Origin of the sequence: Rhodococcus (subgen. Prescottella) equi (assembly GCF_003013675.1) — a bacterium.
GTDB lineage: Bacteria > Actinomycetota > Actinomycetes > Mycobacteriales > Mycobacteriaceae > Prescottella > Prescottella equi.
Map to the genome: position 1 here is coordinate 2660905 of NZ_CP027793.1, position 16697 is coordinate 2677601.

Consider the following 16697-nt stretch of genomic DNA (forward strand, 5'->3'; position numbering starts at 1 on the left):
TCGAAGTGTGCAGCGACGAATCATGGGAATTGAGACCGAGTTCGGTGTCACCTGCACCTTTCACGGTCATCGACGGCTGAGTCCGGACGAGGTTGCCCGCTACCTCTTCCGGCGGGTGGTCTCGTGGGGCCGCAGTTCCAACGTCTTCCTCCGCAACGGTGCCCGGCTGTATCTCGATGTAGGATCACATCCCGAGTACGCGACGGCCGAGTGCGACAGCCTCCTCCAACTCGTGAACCACGACCGCGCGGGCGAACGCGTGCTCGAGGACCTTCTGGTCGACGCCGAGCAGCGCCTGGCCGAGGAGGGCATCGGTGGGGACATCTACCTGTTCAAGAACAACACCGATTCGGCGGGCAACTCGTACGGCTGCCACGAGAACTTCCTCGTGGTCCGCGCCGGGGAGTTCTCCCGGATCTCGGATGTGCTGCTGCCGTTCCTGGTGACCCGGCAGTTGATCTGCGGCGCCGGCAAGATCCTGCAGACTCCGAAGGCGGCGACGTTCTGCCTGTCGCAGCGCGCGGAGCACATCTGGGAGGGTGTCTCGTCGGCGACCACCCGTTCGCGGCCGATCATCAACACCCGCGACGAACCGCACGCGGATGCGGAGAAGTACCGACGTCTGCACGTGATCGTCGGCGATTCGAACATGGCCGAGACCACCACGATGCTCAAGGTCGGTACCGCGGCGCTGGTCCTCGAGATGATCGAAGCCGGGGTCCCGTTCCGCGATTTCGCGCTGGACAACCCCATCCGGGCGATCCGTGAGGTGAGCCACGATCTGACCGGCCGCCGCCCCGTCCGGCTGGCAGGCGGGCGGCAGGCCAGTGCGCTCGATATTCAGCGGGAGTACTACTCGCGGGCCGTCGATCATCTGCGCACCCGCGAACGCGATCCCCAGGTGGACCAGGTGGTCGATCTGTGGGGCCGCACGCTCGACGCCGTGGAGAGCCAGGATTTCGCGAAGGTCGACACGGAAATCGACTGGGTGATCAAGCGCAAGCTGTTCCAGCGCTACCAGGACAAGTACGGCATGGACCTCGCCGATCCGAAGATCGCCCAGCTCGATCTGGCCTACCACGACATCAAGCGTGGTCGTGGGGTGTTCGATCTTCTGCAGCGCAAGGGACTCGCCAAGCGGGTAACCGAGGACGAGACCATCGAGGCCGCCGTGCAGACTCCGCCGCAGACGACTCGGGCGAAACTGCGCGGCGAGTTCATCGCGGCGGCCCAGGACGCGGGTCGCGACTTCACCGTCGACTGGGTGCATCTCAAGCTCAACGATCAGGCACAGCGGACCGTGCTCTGCAAGGACCCGTTCCGCTCGGTCGACGAGCGGGTGGAGCGGCTCATCGCGTCGATGTGACCGACGCGGTTGCTCGCCCGGTCCGCTGCGGGCGAAACGACCGTTTTGTTACCGCCCGGTCTGCTTTGCGGCCGCTACTCTTCTCCGAGTGGCGACCACCAAAGTCGAACGGTTGATGAATCTCGTCATCTGCCTGTTGTCGACCCGACAGTTCCTGACCGCCGAGAAGATTCGCGAAAGCGTCGTGGGCTACCACGACTCGCCCAGCGACGAGGCGTTCAACCGGATGTTCGAACGGGACAAGAGCGAACTCCGGGACCTCGGCATTCCGCTCGAGACCGGACCGGCGAACCGCTTCTCGACCGTCGAGGGATACCGCATCAATCGCACGGCGTACGAGCTGCCCGAGGTGGATCTCGACAGCGGCGAGGCAGCCGCGGTGGCGGTCGCGGCCCGGCTCTGGGGCTCACCGGAGATGATGTCGACGTCGCAGAGCGCGATGATGAAGCTGCGAGCCGCCGGCGTCCAGGTGGACGCGGACGTCGACTCGGTCCCGGTGGCCGCAGTCCCGGCCCGGACCCGAGGGTCGGAGTCTGCTCTGCGGCAGTTGCTCGAGGCGATCGACGCCGGTCGGAGGGTCACCTTCCGGCACCGCAGCGCACCCACCGATCCATACATCGAGCGAACCGTCGAACCCTGGGGTGTCGTGACCCTGCACGGTCGGTGGTATCTCGTGGGCCACGACGTCGATCGAGATGCGACGCGCACCTTCCGGCTGTCGCGGATCAGCGAGCCCGTTGCCGCGGTGGGCCCGGCGAACGCCGTCCGCAAGCCTGCCGACGCGGACCTGCGTGGCATCGTCGATGCCGTCACCGGTGCCGGTTCGGCAACCGGCACCGCGACGGTGTGGGTGGCCGCGGGCCGAGCGTACGAGCTGCGACGGCTCGGAACCGTGCGGGAGGAGCGGGAACTCGGCGGACGTGCCGGAGTGGTCCTCGACCTGCCCGTCCGGTCGTGGGGCTGGACGGCCAGGCTGATCGCCGGCCACGGTTCGGATGCTCTGGTCCTCGCGCCGGACTCACTGCGCGCGGACGTCAAGGAGAAGCTGCGGTTCGCGGCGGGCGGGACGTCGGCGACCGACAAAGGGGGAGACGTCCGATGACAGCCGGACTGTCGCGGCTGGCGCGACTGCTGAACATGGTTCCGTACTTCATCGCGAATCCGGGGATCAGCAAGGAGGCTGCAGCCCGGGACCTCGGCCTGAGTGTCGCGAATCTGACGAAGGACCTGCAGCAACTGTTCGTGTGCGGGCTTCCCGGCTACGGTCCCGGCGATCTGATCGACCTGTCCTTCGAGGGCGACACCGTGTCGGTGATCTTCTCGGCGGGAATCGATCGACCGTTGCGGCTGACGTCGACCGAGGCGACGGTACTGCTGATCGCCCTGCGGTCGCTCGCCGAAATGCCGGGCATGGTCGACCCGTCGGCCGCGCAGAGCGCGATCGCGAAGATCGAATCGGCCGCGGGCAGTGCGGCGCGACGAGAAGGCGCCGGCAGCGACGACCCTGCGGTGGAAGACGGCGATCGGGCCACCCGGGAGAACCCGGTGGCCGCAACCGTCCGGGATGCGCTGCAACACGACCGAGCGCTGCGCCTGACGTACTACTCCGCCTCGCGTGACGCGCTCACCGAACGCGTCGTCGATCCGATCCGTTCGCTGCTCCTGGACGACCACACGTACCTGCAGGGGTGGTGCCGGCAGGCCGAGGGTGTGCGGCTGTTCCGATTCGACAGGATCGACGCGGCGGTCGAGTTGGACGAGCCGTCGCAGCCGCCCGCGCAGGCACTCGGGACGGACGAGCACCTCGAGTTGTTCAGTCCGGACGGCGATCTTCCCCAGGCGGTGCTGCAGGTGTCCGCCGACCACGGTTGGATCCTCGAGAACTACCCCCTCGATCCCGTTCGCACGCTGCAGGATCGGTCGGTCGAGGCGACGATGCGATACGGCTCGCAGGAATGGATGGCGCGCCTCGTGCTGGGATTCGGGTCGGGTGCCCGCGTGGTGGGACCTCCGGAATTGGTAGAGGCGGTTCGGCAGCGTGCGCGTGGGGCGCTGGAGGCGTACGACGCTCTCGAGACGTGACGTCCCGCTACGTCGGTGGCCGATCGTGTCGGCGTCGTTCGATCGGCCGTTCGGCCACCGCGTGAGCGTCGGAAAGTGTAATTTCGGGTTGCTGCTTCGTTAACGGCAATGCTGGTTCTGCAGCAGTGGCTCCGGTTGGTTGTTACGTCACGGTGAACTGGACATTTACCGCAAGATCGACGCACACACGTCCGGTAGCATCGTTGGCATCTGATACCTGGAGGTAATTATGGGAGCCATGAGCCCCTGGCACTGGGCCATTGTGGCGCTGGTCGTCATCATCCTGTTCGGTTCGAAGAAGCTGCCCGATGCAGCTCGCGGACTCGGACGCTCGCTGCGCATCTTCAAGAGCGAGGTCAAGGAGATGCAGAACGAGGGCAACCAGACTCAGAACGCTGCTCCGCAGCCGCCCGCCGCACCCACCGGTCAGCTTCCGACGGCGCCGGTCGACGCGACTGTCGTGGAGACGCCGCAGTCGCACACCGAGCCGAAGTCGGCCTAGTTCACGTACCACAACACACCGGGGTGAGACGCTCACCCCGGTGTCCGGCTGATCAAGGCTAGGGCCCACTGTGCGAATTCCGTTCGACCCGCGTCGAAGCAGGCGCAGGACAAATCCAGACGGCACGATGTCGCTCGTCGATCACCTGTACGAGCTGCGGACGCGACTGATGATCGCGGTCGCCGCGATCATCGTGACGACGATCATCGGATTCGTCTGGTACTCGACCCGCATCCTCGGGATCGAGAGTCTCGGCGAACTCCTGCGTGGTCCCTACTGTTCGCTGCCGTCGTCGAGTCGTGCGGATCTGAGTAACGACGGGGCGTGTCGACTGCTCGCCACCGGTCCGTTCGACCAGTTCATGCTCCGCTTCAAGGTCGCGATGACAGCCGGAATCGTCCTGGCGTGCCCGGTGTGGCTGTATCAGATCTGGCGGTTCGTCACCCCGGGTCTGTACGCGAAGGAACGCAAGTACGCGATCAGCTTCGTCTTCGCCGCATCGGTGCTGTTCATGGCCGGCGCGGTCCTCGCCTACGTGATCGTCGCCAAGGCCCTGCACTTCCTGATGACGATCGGCGACAACGTCCAGATCACCGCGCTGAGCGGTAACCAGTACTTCGGCTTCGTGATCAATCTGCTGATCATCTTCGGCGTCAGTTTCGAGATTCCGCTGCTCATCGTCGCGCTCAACGTCGTCGGAGTGCTGCCGTACTCCAAGCTCAAGGCGTGGCGCCGAGGGCTCATCATGGCGCTGTTCGTGTTCGCCGCAGTCGCCACGCCGGGCCAGGATCCGTTCTCGATGTTGGCTCTCGCGCTCGCACTGACCGTTCTGTTCGAGATGGCAGTGCAGATCGCCCGCCTCAACGACAAGCGCAAGGCCCGCCGGGAAACCGAGAACTGGGGTGACCTCGACGACGAGGACGCCTCTTCGATCACGGCTCCGTCGCCGATCGAGGGCACCGCACCGGTCCAGGCGTCCGCCGCTCCCAAGACCCCGGCGCAGGACTACTCGGACACGCTGTGACCACGAATGATCGACTCGCGTCCTTCACCTCCCAGCTGAGTTTCCCGCTCGACCCGTTCCAGCTCGAAGCTTGCGCCGCACTGGAGGCGGGCCACGGTGTGCTGGTGTGCGCACCGACCGGGGCCGGCAAGACGGTGGTCGGCGAGTTCGCCGTCCACCTGGCGCTCGAATCCGGCCGCAAGTGCTTCTACACGACGCCGATCAAGGCGTTGAGCAATCAGAAGTTCAACGAACTCTCCGCGCGCTACGGCAGCGACGCGGTGGGTCTGCTCACCGGTGACACCAGCATCAACTCCGACGCGCCCGTGGTGGTCATGACCACAGAGGTGCTGCGCAACATGCTCTATGCGGACTCGCCGACCTTGCGTGGCCTGTCGCATGTGGTGATGGACGAGGTGCACTACCTCGCCGACCGGTTCCGCGGCGCGGTGTGGGAGGAAGTGATCCTGCACCTGCCCGAAGACGTCAGACTGGTGAGCCTCTCTGCAACCGTGAGCAACGCCGAGGAGTTCGGCGCATGGATGGAGACGGTCCGCGGCGACACGACGATCGTCGTCGACGAGACACGGCCGATTCCGCTGTCGCAGCACATCCTGGTGGGCCGGCGTCTGTTCGATCTCTTCGACGCGAAGGCCGCCGCAGGTGCGAGCCACCAGGTGGTCGTCGATCCGGACCTGGTGCGGCACGTCAAGCAGAGGCTGGCGCTCGACCGGATGAACTCGTGGGAGCCGCGCGGTCGCGGCGGCTACCGGTCAAACGACTTCCGTCCGCTGCCGAGGCCCGAGGTGATCGCCCGCCTCGACGAGGAAGGCCTGCTGCCGGCGATCACCTTCATCTTCAGCCGCGCCGGGTGCGAGGCGGCGCTCGCACAGTGCGTCCGCTCGAAGTTGCGGCTGACGACTCCGGAACAGACCGCGCGGATCCGCGAGATCATCGACGAGCACACGCGGCACCTGCCGCGACCCGACCTCGAGGTGCTCGGCTACTGGAGCTGGCGGGAGGCCCTGGAACGGGGATTCGCGGCCCATCACGCCGGAATGCTGCCGGCGTTCAAGGAGACCGTCGAGGAGTTGTTCGTCAACGGTCTGGTGCGGGCGGTCTTCGCGACCGAGACGTTGGCACTCGGCATCAACATGCCCGCGCGCTCGGTCGTTCTCGAACGCCTCGTCAAGTACAACGGGGACACGCACGCGGAGCTCACGCCGGGCGAGTACACGCAGTTGACCGGGCGTGCCGGACGGCGCGGTATCGACGTCGAGGGACACGCCGTCGTGCTGTGGCAGCCCGGCGTCGAGCCGACCGACGTCGCCGGCCTCGCGTCGACGCGCACATTCCCCCTGCGCAGCTCGTTCCGGCCGGGCTACAACATGTCGATCAACCTGGTCGACCGGATGGGCGCGGTGGAGTCGCGGGCGCTGCTCGAGCGGTCGTTCGCGCAGTTCCAGGCCGACCGGTCCGTGGTGGGCCTGACCCGATCGATCGAACGCAACGAGGCCGCTCTGACGGACCTGCGCGACAAACTCGGCGGTGCGGATGGCGAGTACTTCGAGTACTTCCGGATCCGGGAACAGCTACGCAGCCGCGAGCGCATGCTCGAACGGCAGGGCCGCGCCGACCGCCGGGGTGCTTCGGTGTCGTCGCTGGTCGACCTCCGGCGCGGCGACGTCGTCGCGATCCCCGTCGGTAAGCGCTCGGGGCTCGCAGTAGTTCTCGAACCCGATCAGAACCCCAACGATCCGCGACCGCTGGTGCTGACGGAGGACAAGTGGGCGGGCCGGGTCAGTGCCGCTGACTTTCCCGTCCCCGCGCGTTCCCTCGGGAAGCTGCGCCTACCGAGGCACGTCGATCACCGCACGGCGCGTGTGCGGCGCGACCTGGCGTCGGCGCTTCGCTCCACCGGCATCGTGCCGCCACGCCGGCCCAAGCGGGGCAAGGCCGGCCGCGAGGACAGCGAGGTCGTGGCTCTGCGTAAGGCGCTCCGCGACCACCCGTGTCATTCCCGGCCCGACCGCGAGCAGCTGAGCCGGATCGGGGAACGGTACAACCGACTCGCCCGCGAAACCGAGTCGCTGCGTCAGAAGTCGGCCGCGACGACGAATTCGCTCGCGCGGACCTTCGACCGGATCGTCGCCCTCCTCACCGAACGGGGCTTCATCTCCGCCGGTCCGGATCCGAAGGCGACGGAGGAAGGGCAGCGGCTCGCCCGGATCTACAGCGAGAGCGATCTTCTGGTGGCCGAATGCCTTCGGCGGGGCGCCTGGAAGGGACTCACCCCCGCCGAACTCGCGGGCGTCGTGTCCTCCGTCGTGTACGAGTCCCGTCAGGATGCGGACGCTCCCGATCGGGGCCCGACCGCGCCGCTGCGGCAGGCGCTCGCCGAGACAATGCGCGTGTGGGGTTCGCTGCAGGCCGACGAGATCCGGCACAAGCTCCCGGTCACCCGAGAACCGGATTCGGGATTCGTCACCGCGATCTACCAGTGGGCCAACGACGAGCCACTCGTCGACGTTCTCGTCGCCGCCGGTTCGGGTGGCAAGGAACTTGCGGCCGGGGACTTCGTGCGTTGGTGCCGTCAGGTGATCGATCTGCTCGACCAGGTTCACGCGACAGCACCCGATCCGGCCGTCGCGAAAGCAGCCGCGCGGGCCATCGGGTCGATTCGCCGCGGCGTCGTCGCGATCTCCGCGGCCTGAACGTCGCCGCCCTGGTATTTCCCGGGTGTCCGTCGTTGACTGGTTCGTAGGGGTGCCTCGCGCGTGCACGGGCGAGGCGTCGGCACCGCGAGAGGAGAACGGCGATGGACGGGAAGAACTGGTCGGTGGACATCAGCATCGACGAGCACGATGCGCAGACCCGCTCGACGGCCCGCCTGCACACGGTCGAGTCCACCATCGTGGGCGTCGGCTTGGCGCGGCGGAATCCGGTCGACCGGAACGTGCCGTCGATCGGCGACGAGTTGGCGACGGCACGGGCTCTCGCCGACCTCGCGCACCAATTGATCGACAGCACGGTCGGGGACATCGAGGCGGTCACCCACGCGAGGGCGCACCTGACACAGTGAGGCGGGCCGCGAGGGTCCGGCAGTAGACACGGACGGCGTGGGGCAATGTTCCGCGTCGCTCCCTGTACTGCGTAATGTGGCAGTCGTCTCGCGCCCGGGGTGGGATTCGATCGGGGGATCGAGGAACGAGTTCCGGCGTCGGCGAGGCATTTCAGTGCGGCACAGATGGCCGCGGACCGGACACGAGGAGACGACATGAGCGGCCCGCACGGACCGAACGAATCGACCACCGGTCGGACACCCGACCGTGGTGCCGCCGAGGGTTCGGGCGCGCCGGCGCCCACCGAGCAGTTCCCCACCTACGCGTACCCCGCCGACGTCCACGGTCCCGGCAACTACCGGGGGCCCGAACAGGGACAGTGGCAGCAGAGCCAGGCCTGGGGGCAGCCGCACCAGGGCGCGCCCAACCCCGGCCCGGGGCAGCAGTGGGGGCCCGCGCCACAGGGCTGGCCGCAGCAGAATCCCGGTCAGCAGCAGTGGGGTGCTCCGGGTCAGCAGCAGTGGGGGCCCGGAAACCAGGGCATGGCCCAGGGGTACCCGCAGCAGTTCGGCCAGCCCGGCAACCAGTGGGCACCACCGCAGCAGGGCCCGCGGCAGGGTGGCGGGAAGACGATGCTGTGGGTCGGGATCGGTGTCGCCGCGGTCGTGGTGGTGGCGCTGGTCGGCTGGTTACTCACTTCCGCGCTCGGCGGTAAGACTCTGGACGAGCAGGCGGCGCAGCGCGGCGTCGAGCAGATCGTCACCGAGTCCTACGGTGCGCGTTCGGTCACCGGCGTCAGCTGCCCGTCCGGTCAGAAGGTGGAGAAGGGTGCTTCGTTCGAGTGCAGCCTGACCGTCGACGGTTCACCGAAGTCGGTCAAGGTCACCTTCACCGACGACGAGGGCACGTACGAGGTCAGCCGCCCCAGCTGATCGGTCCGATGTACTTCAGGAGCGTTCGGTCGCCATCGCCGTGAGCAGACGGGCGACCGAACGCTCGATTCCGAGCTCGGCCGCGACCTTGTCGAGTCGCGCCGAGTCGGCGGGCACACGCGGCAGGACGTCCGGCCGCGACAGCCGGACGTCGGCGTCGGTGACGACCCGGACGACGGGAAGGGCGGCGTCGAGATAGTCCGCGGCTGCGTCCAGTTTGGCCCGGATTCCCTTTGCGACGTCGCCGGCGGGATCGGCGGCAGCCGCCCGCAGATCGCGGAGGGAGCCGTGGCGCAGCAGGAGCGTGGACGCGGTCTTCTCGCCGACGCCTTTCACCCCGGGCAGTCCGTCCGACGAATCACCACGCAGTAGGGCGAGTTCTGCGTAGGCCGCGCCGGCCCGGTCGGCCGGGACCCCGTACTTCGCGGCGACCTCCTCGGGGCCGAACAGTTCCGCCTTCGCGAGGCCCCGCCCCACGTACAGCACCCGAACCGCGACCGGGTCGTCGGCGACCACCTGGAGGAGGTCGCGGTCGCCGCTCACCACGACGACGGTATCGGTCTTCTCCTGTGCTGCAAGAGTTCCCAGCACGTCGTCGGCCTCGAGGCCCGCGGCGCCTGCCGTCGCGATGCCCGCGGCGTCGAGGACGTCCATGATCATGTCCACCTGTGGGGTGAGCGTGTCCGGCACCTCCTCGGCTGAGCCGTCGGACCCCTCCGCCACCCGATGCGCCTTGTACGACGGAACCGCGTCGACCCGGAACTGCGGTCGCCAGTCCAGATCGAGGCAGACCGCCAGACGGGAGGGCTGCGTGCGGGTGATCAGGGCGGCCACCATGTCGGTGAAACCGCGGACGGCGTTGACGGGACGTCCGTCCGGCGCGGTCATCGACTCCGGTAGGGCGTAGAACGCCCGGAACCACAGACTCGCACCGTCCAACAGCAGCAAAGGCCCACTCATGCGCCTCATCCTGCCAAACGGCACTAGCCTGGATCCATGAGTTCCCACAGCGCCGCGTCCGCCGGCCTCGACGCCTCCCGCTTCCCGACGGCGGTGTACGCCGACCGTCTGGCCCGAGCCGCGCAGGTCGCGCACCGCGCCGGGCTCGACGGCCTGCTCGTGACACCGGGTCCGGACCTGCGGTACCTGATCGGTTCCCGCGCAGATTCGTTCGAGCGACTCACGTGCCTGGTGGTGCCGTCGGACGGGAACGCGCCGTCGGTGGTGCTGCCGAGGCTCGAGCTGGCGTCGCTGGGAGATTCGGCCGTCGCCGAACTGAATCTGCCGGTACACGACTGGGTGGACGGCGTCGATCCGTACGAGTTGGTGTCGTCGCTGCTGCCGGAGACGCCGCAGGTCGCCGTCACCGACGCTATGCCGGCGCTACACCTCGTGCCGCTGTCGCGGCGTTTCGGCGGGGTCCCCGTCCTTGCGACCGGGGTACTGCGCGAACTCCGCATGATCAAGGACGACGCCGAGATCGAGGCGTTGCGCCGCGCCGGTGCCGCGATCGACCGGGTCCACGCCCGCATGGGCGAGTGGCTGCGACCCGGTCGGACCGAGAGGGAGGTTGCCGCCGACATCACCGCAGCGATTCTGGCGGAAGGCCACACGGAGGCGGCGTTCGTGATCGTCGGATCGGGCCCGCACGGCGCCGATCCGCATCACGAGGTCTCGGACCGGGTGATCGAATCCGGCGATGTCGTCGTGATCGACATCGGGGGGCCGGTCGAGCCCGGCTACAACTCCGATTCGACCCGCACGTACGTCCTGGGGGAGCCGGATCCACAGGTGGCCGAGCAGGTTGCCGTCCTCGAGGCGGCCCAGCGCGCTGCCGTCGAGGCGGTCCGTCCCGGCGTCACAGCCGAGTCGGTGGACGCCGCCGCCCGGGACGTGCTCGCGGATGCGGGCCTGGGCGAGGTGTTCGTGCACCGCACCGGGCACGGTATCGGGCTGTCGGTACACGAGGAGCCGTACATCGTCGCCGGCAACGAGATGGTGCTCGAGCCGGGCATGGCGTTCAGCATCGAACCGGGCGTCTACTTTCGGGGCCGCTGGGGTGCCCGCATCGAGGACATCGTCGTCGTCACCGCGGACGGCTGCGAGTCGATGAACCTTCGACCGCACGAGTTGACGGTCCTCCCGGGCTGAGGCGGCCGCCCGTCAGACGATGAAGTTGCCGAACGTCGGATTCGACTGACACAGCGGCAGGCTCCACAGATCGATCGTGCCGAAGACGGTGGCCCGGATGTTGCCGTGACCGGTGTAGACGGTCTTCGAGTAGTACGGGTAGGCGCCCTCGAGAGCCGCCATACCGCTCGCGCCCGTGTCGAGGTTGACCCACGCGACGGTGACCTGACCGGCGGCGGGGATCGGGGGCGCCGCCGGGAACGACTCGAACCGGATCTCACCCGGTCCGATCGGCGGATTCTGCTCGGGCCCGGTCTGTCCCGTGGCGCCGGTGAGCGACATCAGGCTGCCCTGGTTGGCGCAGCCGATGGTCATGGCCGGCGGGCCGAACGGATGCGGTGGCAATGCCTGAGCTGTCGCAGGAACCGCGACAGCCGCCAGAGCAGCGCCTGCGACCGCCACAGATCGGATGATGCATCGGGTTGTTCGTCGATCGGTCATGGCCATCCCCGTTCGGGTGCGCTGGTGGCGTCCACCCACGGTACCGCCGAAGGATCCGCGGCACCGGCACTCGGACCACCGAATGCCGGTGCAAATCAGGCTATTTCACCGATCCACCAGAATCGCCGACCCCATCACGCGCTGCACCGAGATCTCGATGACGACGCGTGTCGGGTTTTCCCGGGGCGTCCGGTACCGCGCCGCATAGCGCTCGACGCCCTCGGCGACGGACGCCGCGTCCGACAGCACGCGCGCGGGCCCCTCGAGGGTGAGCCACCGGCCGCCGTCCACCTGGCTGACCGCGGCGTACCCACCGCGGTCGGCATTGCGGGCCTTCTGCGACGTGTCGTTCGTGATGATTCGGGCGATCCGGTTGTCCGGGTCCCACGTGAATCCCACCGCCACGACGTGCGGGGAACCGTCCTTGCGCAACGTCGTCAGAGTTGCGAGGTGTCGTTCGGTGAGGAACGTGCCGGCCTCGGCGGTCAGGTGGGAGGGATCGGCGGGGGTTCGGGCCATGCCCCGACGGTACTCGAGCGCGGCTGATCCAGGACACTGGAGGCATGAGTGACACGGACTATGCGCCCGGCTCGGTGGTGCTGCTCGGCGGTCGCAGCGAGATCGGTTTGGAGGTCGCGCGCCGGCTGGCGCCGGGGCGGGTCGTCGTGTTGGCGGCGCGGCGCTCCGGTGATCTCGAACGGGAGACGCGCACGATCCTCGACGCGGGTGCGAAAGCGGTGCACTGCGTCGAGTTCGACGCGGACCGGGTCTCGGACCATCCGGCGGTGCTGTCGTCGATCGCCGAGCAGCACGGCCCCATCGGGGTCGCTGTGCTCGCGTTCGGGGTGCTGGGCGACCAGATCCGGGCCGAGCAGGACGCGGGCCACGCGCTCGCTGTCGTACACACCGACTACGTCGCGCAGATCAGTGTGCTGACACATCTCGCGAACTTGATGCGCGCGCACGGATCGGGACAGATCGTGGTCTTCTCCTCCGTCGCGGGGGCGCGCGTGCGGCGCGCCAATTACGTGTACGGCTCGGCGAAGGCCGGTCTGGACGGGTTCGCGAGTGGTCTGACGGATGCGCTGCACGGCAGCGGTGTCCGCGTGCTGCTGGTCCGGCCCGGATTCGTCATCGGCCGGATGACCGAGGGCATGAAGCCGGCCCCGTTCTCGAGCACCCCGCAGCAGGTGGCCGACGCCGTCGCACACGGGCTGCGCAAGGGGAGCGAACGGGTGTGGGTGCCGGGGTTGCTCCGTCCGGTGATCTTCGCGATGCGGCTGGTGCCGCAGTTCGTGTGGCGGCGGATGCCCCGGTGACTTCCTCTGCGATCGACCCGATCGTGGTCGTCGGAATCGGCGCCGACGGCTGGGACGGCCTCGCGCCGCGCGCACAGGCGGCCATCCGCGACGCCGAAGTGCTGATGGGCTCGACCCGGCAGCTGGAGTTGATACCCGAGTCGGCCGCCAAGCGGGTGGCGTGGCCGTCCCCGATGCTGCCGGCGCTGCCCGCACTGTTCGACGAACACCGCGACCGCCGGGTGTGCGTGCTGGCCAGCGGCGACCCGATGTTCCACGGGATCGGTGTCACACTCGGCCGAGTACTGGGAGCGGAACGCCTGCACGTGATCGCGCATCCGTCGTCGGTGTCGCTCGCGTGCGCCCGGCTGGGCTGGCCGCTGCACGAGACGACGATCGTCAGCCTGGTGAACCGCGACGTCACGACGCTCGCGGCGAGTCTCGTCGACGGGCAGCGCCTGCTCGTGCTCGCCAACGACGAACACACTCCCGCTGCAGTCGCGCGGCTTCTGACCGCGCACGGCTTCGGCGACAGCACGCTGGTGGTGCTCGAGCAGTTGGGTGGCCCCGCCGAGCACGTCGTCGAGGGCCGGGCCGGCGGCTGGGATCGGGCCCCGGGCGATCCGCTCAACGTGATCGCGCTCGAGCTGCGGGCGTCGGATGCCGCGCTCCGGCTCACCCGGACGCCCGGACTGCCCGATGCCGCCTACCGCGGGGACGGGCAGATGACCAAACACGAGGTGCGGGCGCTGACCCTGTCGGCCCTCGCGCCGGCGCCCGGCGAGATGCTCTGGGACGTCGGCGGCGGCTCCGGCACCATCGGCATCGAGTGGATGCGCACCGACCCGCGGTGCCTCGCGGTCGCCTTCGAACGCGAAGACGCCCGCGTCGGGCAGATTGCCGACAACGCTGCCCGACTGGGCGTGCCGACCCTGCGGGTGCGGGGTTCGGCGCCGGGCGCGTTCGAGGACGAGGGGTCGGTTCCCGACGCCGTCTTCGTCGGCGGCGGCGTGACGCAGGACGGCATGCTCGACGCCTGCTGGACGAGGCTTCGCCCGGGTGGCCGGATGGTGGTCAACGCGGTCACCGCTGAGTCCGAGGCACTCGTGCTGCAGTGGCACGCGCGACTGGGCGGGGGCCTGCGCAAGTTCCAGATCTACCGCGGCGAACCGCTCGGCGGATTCACGGCGTGGCGACCGCAACTGCCGGTGGCGCAATGGTCGGTCGTCAAGCCGCACAGCACCGAAAGGGAAGAGCAATGACAGTCCACTTCATCGGCGCCGGACCGGGCGCTGCGGACCTGATCACGCTGCGGGCTTCGCGCATCATCGCCCAGAGCCCCGCCTGCCTGTACGCGGGCAGTCTGGTCCCGGCCGAGTTGCTGACGCTGTGCCCGGACGACGCAGAGGTGATCGACACCGCGCGACTGAGTCTCGACGAGATCATCGAGCAGATCATCGCTTTCGACGCGGCCGGACTCGATGTGGCACGCCTGCATTCGGGCGACCCGTCCATCTATTCGGCGGTGGCCGAGCAGGTTCGACGCCTCGACGCCGCCGGTGTCGCATACGACATCGTGCCCGGAGTACCGGCCTTCACCGCAGCCGCCGCCGCTCTCGGCCGGGAACTGACGGTGCCCGGGGTCTCCCAGTCGATCGTGCTGACTCGCGTGTCGACGTTGTCGACGGCGATGCCGCCGGGGGAGGACCTGCGCTCGCTCGGCCGAAGCGGGGCCACGATGGTGGTGCACCTGGGTGCGCACCGGATCGAGCAGATCGTGGAGGAACTGTCCGAGAACTACGGTTCCGACTGTCCCGCAGCGGTCGTCGCGTTCGCGAGCCGCCCGGACGAGGTGGTGCTGCGCGGCACACTCGCAACGCTGGTCGACCAGGTTCACGCGGCAGGGATCACGAAGACCGCAGTGGTGATCGTGGGGCGCGTCCTTGCTGCGGAAGGCTTCCCGGACAGCTACCTGTACTCGGCGACGCGGTCGCGCACCACACATTGAGTGCCTCGATGCGCAGAGTCCTCGTCCTGGGCGGTACCGGCGAGGCGCGGATGCTCGCGGCGCGCCTCGCCGACGCTCCGTCGGTCGAGGTGATTTCCTCGCTCGCCGGCCGGGTGCGTGAACCGGTGCTCCCGGTCGGACAGGTTCGGGTGGGCGGCTTCGGTGGCGTCGACGGCCTGACGCACTGGTTGCGGGACAACGAGATCGACGCCGTCGTCGATGCGACGCACCCGTTCGCCGCGCAGATCACGGCGAACGCGGCCGCCGCGACCGCGCGGGTAGGGGTTCCGCTGCTGGTGCTGCGCCGCCGCGAATGGGCACCCGGACCGGGGGACGACTGGCATGTCGTACGGGATCTGGCCGCGGGCGCCGAGGCGGTGGCCGGGCTGGGGGAGCGGGTGTTCCTCACGATCGGCCGGCAGGGGGTCGACGCGTTCGCCGACGGCGACGGCTGGTTCCTGATCCGTGCGATCGATCCACCCGAGGTGCGGTTGCCGGAGAAGTCCGAACTGCTGCTCGCGCGTGGACCTTTCACCGTCGGCGACGAGGTCGCGCTGTTGCGGGAGCGCCGCATCGACGTCGTCGTCACGAAGAACAGCGGGGGAGCGCTCACGTCGGCGAAGCTCGAGGCAGCACGGAAGGTGGGGGTGCCAGTGGTGATGGTGGCCCGCACCCCGATTCCGGAGGGGATCGCGTCGACGTCCGATCTCGACGTCGCGGCCGCCTGGGCGGCCGATGGGGTGCTTCCGCTCCCGAAGTGACGTCCCGCGACTGCGATCGAGTGAGCGACGGTGGGCGAATTTCGTGCCAGACGGAAAAGTGGGAATATCCGAAGCTCACCGAAGGGTCGCGGAACCCTCAAAGTCCTATGCGGACTCACCTTCCGACAACTGCACTTCTCGCAACGACGAAGGGGTTGAATGTCCGGGAGGAAGGGGAGAGGTCATGGATCGGATGTACATCGACGGGGCGGGCTGCGAATGAGTCGGGCGGTGGTCACCGGCGCCGGCGGCGGGATCGGGTCGGCGATCTGCCGGGGTTTGGCCTGGCGCGGGCACGACATCGTCGCGGTGGATGTGGACCCCGACGGTCTGGCGGCTCTCGCCCGCGAGCTGCCCGGGCGGGTCACCCCGCATCGGTGCGACCTCACGAACGCGGCAGAACGCGACGGGTTGGTGCGGGCCTTGGGAGGGCGCTGTGATCTGTTGGTCCACGTCGCGGGTGTCGTCGTCACGACACCGTTCGAGCGGGTGACCGACGTCGAGATGGATCGCGAGGTCGGCGTGAATCTGTTGGCTCCGGTCCACCTCACCCGCGCTCTGTACCCGGCGCTTCAGGATTCCCAGGGCCACGTCGTCGCGATCGTGTCCATCGGCGGAATGCTGCCGTTGGCCGAGAGTCCCGGTTACAGCGCGTCGAAGTTCGGACTCCGGGGGTTTCTGCTCGCGCTCGCGGCCCGTACACCGGAAACCGGTGTACGGGTGAGCCTTGTCAATCCCGGATCGGTCGACACCCCGATGCTGCGGCACGAAGCGGCCACAGGTGGATCGGCGCTCAACTTCCTGAGCACCCCCATCCGGCCGGAGGCGGTGGCCGCGCGGGTGCTGAGGCTCGTCGACCGGCCCAGGATCGAGACGAACGTGCCTCGATCGGACGGGTGGATGGCCAAGGCGGGAATGCTCGTTCCCGGCCTGACGCTGTGGGCCCTGCCGTGGATCGCCAAGCTCTCGCGTGGCAACCTGCGGCGATATCGGGCACGGCACGGCATCGAGTCCGTCGTCCGGTAGTTCGCCGCGGTCCCGCAGCGCCATAC

The 16697-nt window shown here is 68.6% G+C and carries 17 protein-coding genes; 14 read left to right on the plus strand and 3 right to left on the minus strand.

What is annotated here, in order from left to right:
* The first annotated feature begins 7 nt into the window (after positions 1 to 7).
* From pafA to C7H75_RS12615, 8 genes are all read left to right on the plus strand, one after another.
* Positions 8 to 1366: a Pup--protein ligase gene (pafA, locus tag C7H75_RS12580; protein ID WP_005513222.1), complete on the plus strand. Its 1359-nt coding sequence runs from the start codon at positions 8 to 10 to the stop codon at positions 1364 to 1366.
* Positions 1367 to 1454: 88 nt separating this feature from the next.
* Positions 1455 to 2468 (plus strand): helix-turn-helix transcriptional regulator, encoded by a 1014-nt coding sequence (locus C7H75_RS12585; protein WP_106851405.1) that lies wholly within the window; start codon positions 1455 to 1457, stop codon positions 2466 to 2468.
* On the plus strand, positions 2465 to 3448 hold the full coding sequence (locus C7H75_RS12590) for a helix-turn-helix transcriptional regulator (RefSeq protein ID WP_106851406.1): 984 nt from the start codon (positions 2465 to 2467) through the stop codon (positions 3446 to 3448). The genes C7H75_RS12585 and C7H75_RS12590 overlap by 4 nt, the downstream gene beginning before the upstream one ends.
* 229 nt (positions 3449 to 3677) lie before the next feature.
* On the plus strand, positions 3678 to 3950 hold the full coding sequence (gene tatA, locus C7H75_RS12595; protein ID WP_005513218.1) for a Sec-independent protein translocase subunit TatA: 273 nt from the start codon (positions 3678 to 3680) through the stop codon (positions 3948 to 3950).
* A gap of 70 nt (positions 3951 to 4020) precedes the next feature.
* On the plus strand, positions 4021 to 4974 hold the full coding sequence (gene tatC / locus C7H75_RS12600; RefSeq protein WP_005513216.1) for a twin-arginine translocase subunit TatC: 954 nt from the start codon (positions 4021 to 4023) through the stop codon (positions 4972 to 4974).
* Positions 4971 to 7667, plus strand: a complete 2697-nt coding sequence (locus C7H75_RS12605) for a DEAD/DEAH box helicase (RefSeq protein WP_022595945.1) — start codon at positions 4971 to 4973, stop codon at positions 7665 to 7667. Before tatC ends, C7H75_RS12605 begins: the two co-directional genes overlap by 4 nt.
* Before the next feature lie 104 nt (positions 7668 to 7771).
* Positions 7772 to 8035, plus strand: coding sequence for a DUF1876 domain-containing protein (locus tag C7H75_RS12610; protein WP_013416028.1), 264 nt, complete (start codon positions 7772 to 7774; stop codon positions 8033 to 8035).
* Positions 8036 to 8230: 195 nt separating this feature from the next.
* On the plus strand, positions 8231 to 8947 hold the full coding sequence (locus tag C7H75_RS12615; protein ID WP_084955767.1) for a DUF4333 domain-containing protein: 717 nt from the start codon (positions 8231 to 8233) through the stop codon (positions 8945 to 8947).
* Between the two features lie 15 nt (positions 8948 to 8962).
* Here C7H75_RS12615 and C7H75_RS12620 read toward each other — a convergent pair whose 3' ends face one another.
* On the minus strand, positions 8963 to 9907 hold the full coding sequence (locus tag C7H75_RS12620; protein ID WP_037084250.1) for a 5'-3' exonuclease: 945 nt from the start codon (positions 9905 to 9907) through the stop codon (positions 8963 to 8965).
* 36 nt (positions 9908 to 9943) lie between these two features.
* Between C7H75_RS12620 and C7H75_RS12625 the strand changes: the two genes are divergently transcribed.
* A complete protein-coding gene (locus C7H75_RS12625) occupies positions 9944 to 11098 on the plus strand; it encodes a M24 family metallopeptidase (RefSeq protein ID WP_064058818.1) in 1155 nt (384 codons plus the stop codon).
* A gap of 12 nt (positions 11099 to 11110) precedes the next feature.
* Here the strand turns inward: C7H75_RS12625 and C7H75_RS12630 are convergent, their stop codons facing one another.
* Both C7H75_RS12630 and C7H75_RS12635 read right to left on the minus strand, forming a co-directional pair.
* Positions 11111 to 11578 (minus strand): hypothetical protein, encoded by a 468-nt coding sequence (locus tag C7H75_RS12630; protein WP_013416032.1) that lies wholly within the window; start codon positions 11576 to 11578, stop codon positions 11111 to 11113.
* Between the two features lie 105 nt (positions 11579 to 11683).
* The gene (locus C7H75_RS12635; RefSeq protein WP_005513206.1) at positions 11684 to 12097 is read right to left on the minus strand and encodes a PPOX class F420-dependent oxidoreductase; all 414 of its coding nucleotides are present in this window, start codon (positions 12095 to 12097) and stop codon (positions 11684 to 11686) included.
* Between the two features lie 44 nt (positions 12098 to 12141).
* On the opposite strand from C7H75_RS12635, the gene dprE2 reads away from it, so the two are divergent.
* The 5 genes from dprE2 (at position 12142) to C7H75_RS12660 (ending at position 16671) form a co-directional block, all read left to right on the plus strand.
* Positions 12142 to 12897: a decaprenylphospho-beta-D-erythro-pentofuranosid-2-ulose 2-reductase gene (gene dprE2 / locus C7H75_RS12640; RefSeq protein WP_013416033.1), complete on the plus strand. Its 756-nt coding sequence runs from the start codon at positions 12142 to 12144 to the stop codon at positions 12895 to 12897.
* Entirely contained in the window at positions 12894 to 14138 is a 1245-nt protein-coding gene (gene cbiE, locus C7H75_RS12645) for a precorrin-6y C5,15-methyltransferase (decarboxylating) subunit CbiE (protein WP_106852012.1), read from the plus strand. Before dprE2 ends, cbiE begins: the two co-directional genes overlap by 4 nt.
* On the plus strand, positions 14135 to 14884 hold the full coding sequence (gene cobM, locus C7H75_RS12650; protein ID WP_005513203.1) for a precorrin-4 C(11)-methyltransferase: 750 nt from the start codon (positions 14135 to 14137) through the stop codon (positions 14882 to 14884). The genes cbiE and cobM overlap by 4 nt, the downstream gene beginning before the upstream one ends.
* A gap of 8 nt (positions 14885 to 14892) precedes the next feature.
* Positions 14893 to 15645: a cobalt-precorrin-6A reductase gene (locus tag C7H75_RS12655; RefSeq protein WP_005513202.1), complete on the plus strand. Its 753-nt coding sequence runs from the start codon at positions 14893 to 14895 to the stop codon at positions 15643 to 15645.
* Positions 15646 to 15864: 219 nt separating this feature from the next.
* Positions 15865 to 16671, plus strand: a complete 807-nt coding sequence (locus C7H75_RS12660) for an SDR family NAD(P)-dependent oxidoreductase (protein WP_106851407.1) — start codon at positions 15865 to 15867, stop codon at positions 16669 to 16671.
* Positions 16672 to 16697: the final 26 nt, after the last annotated feature.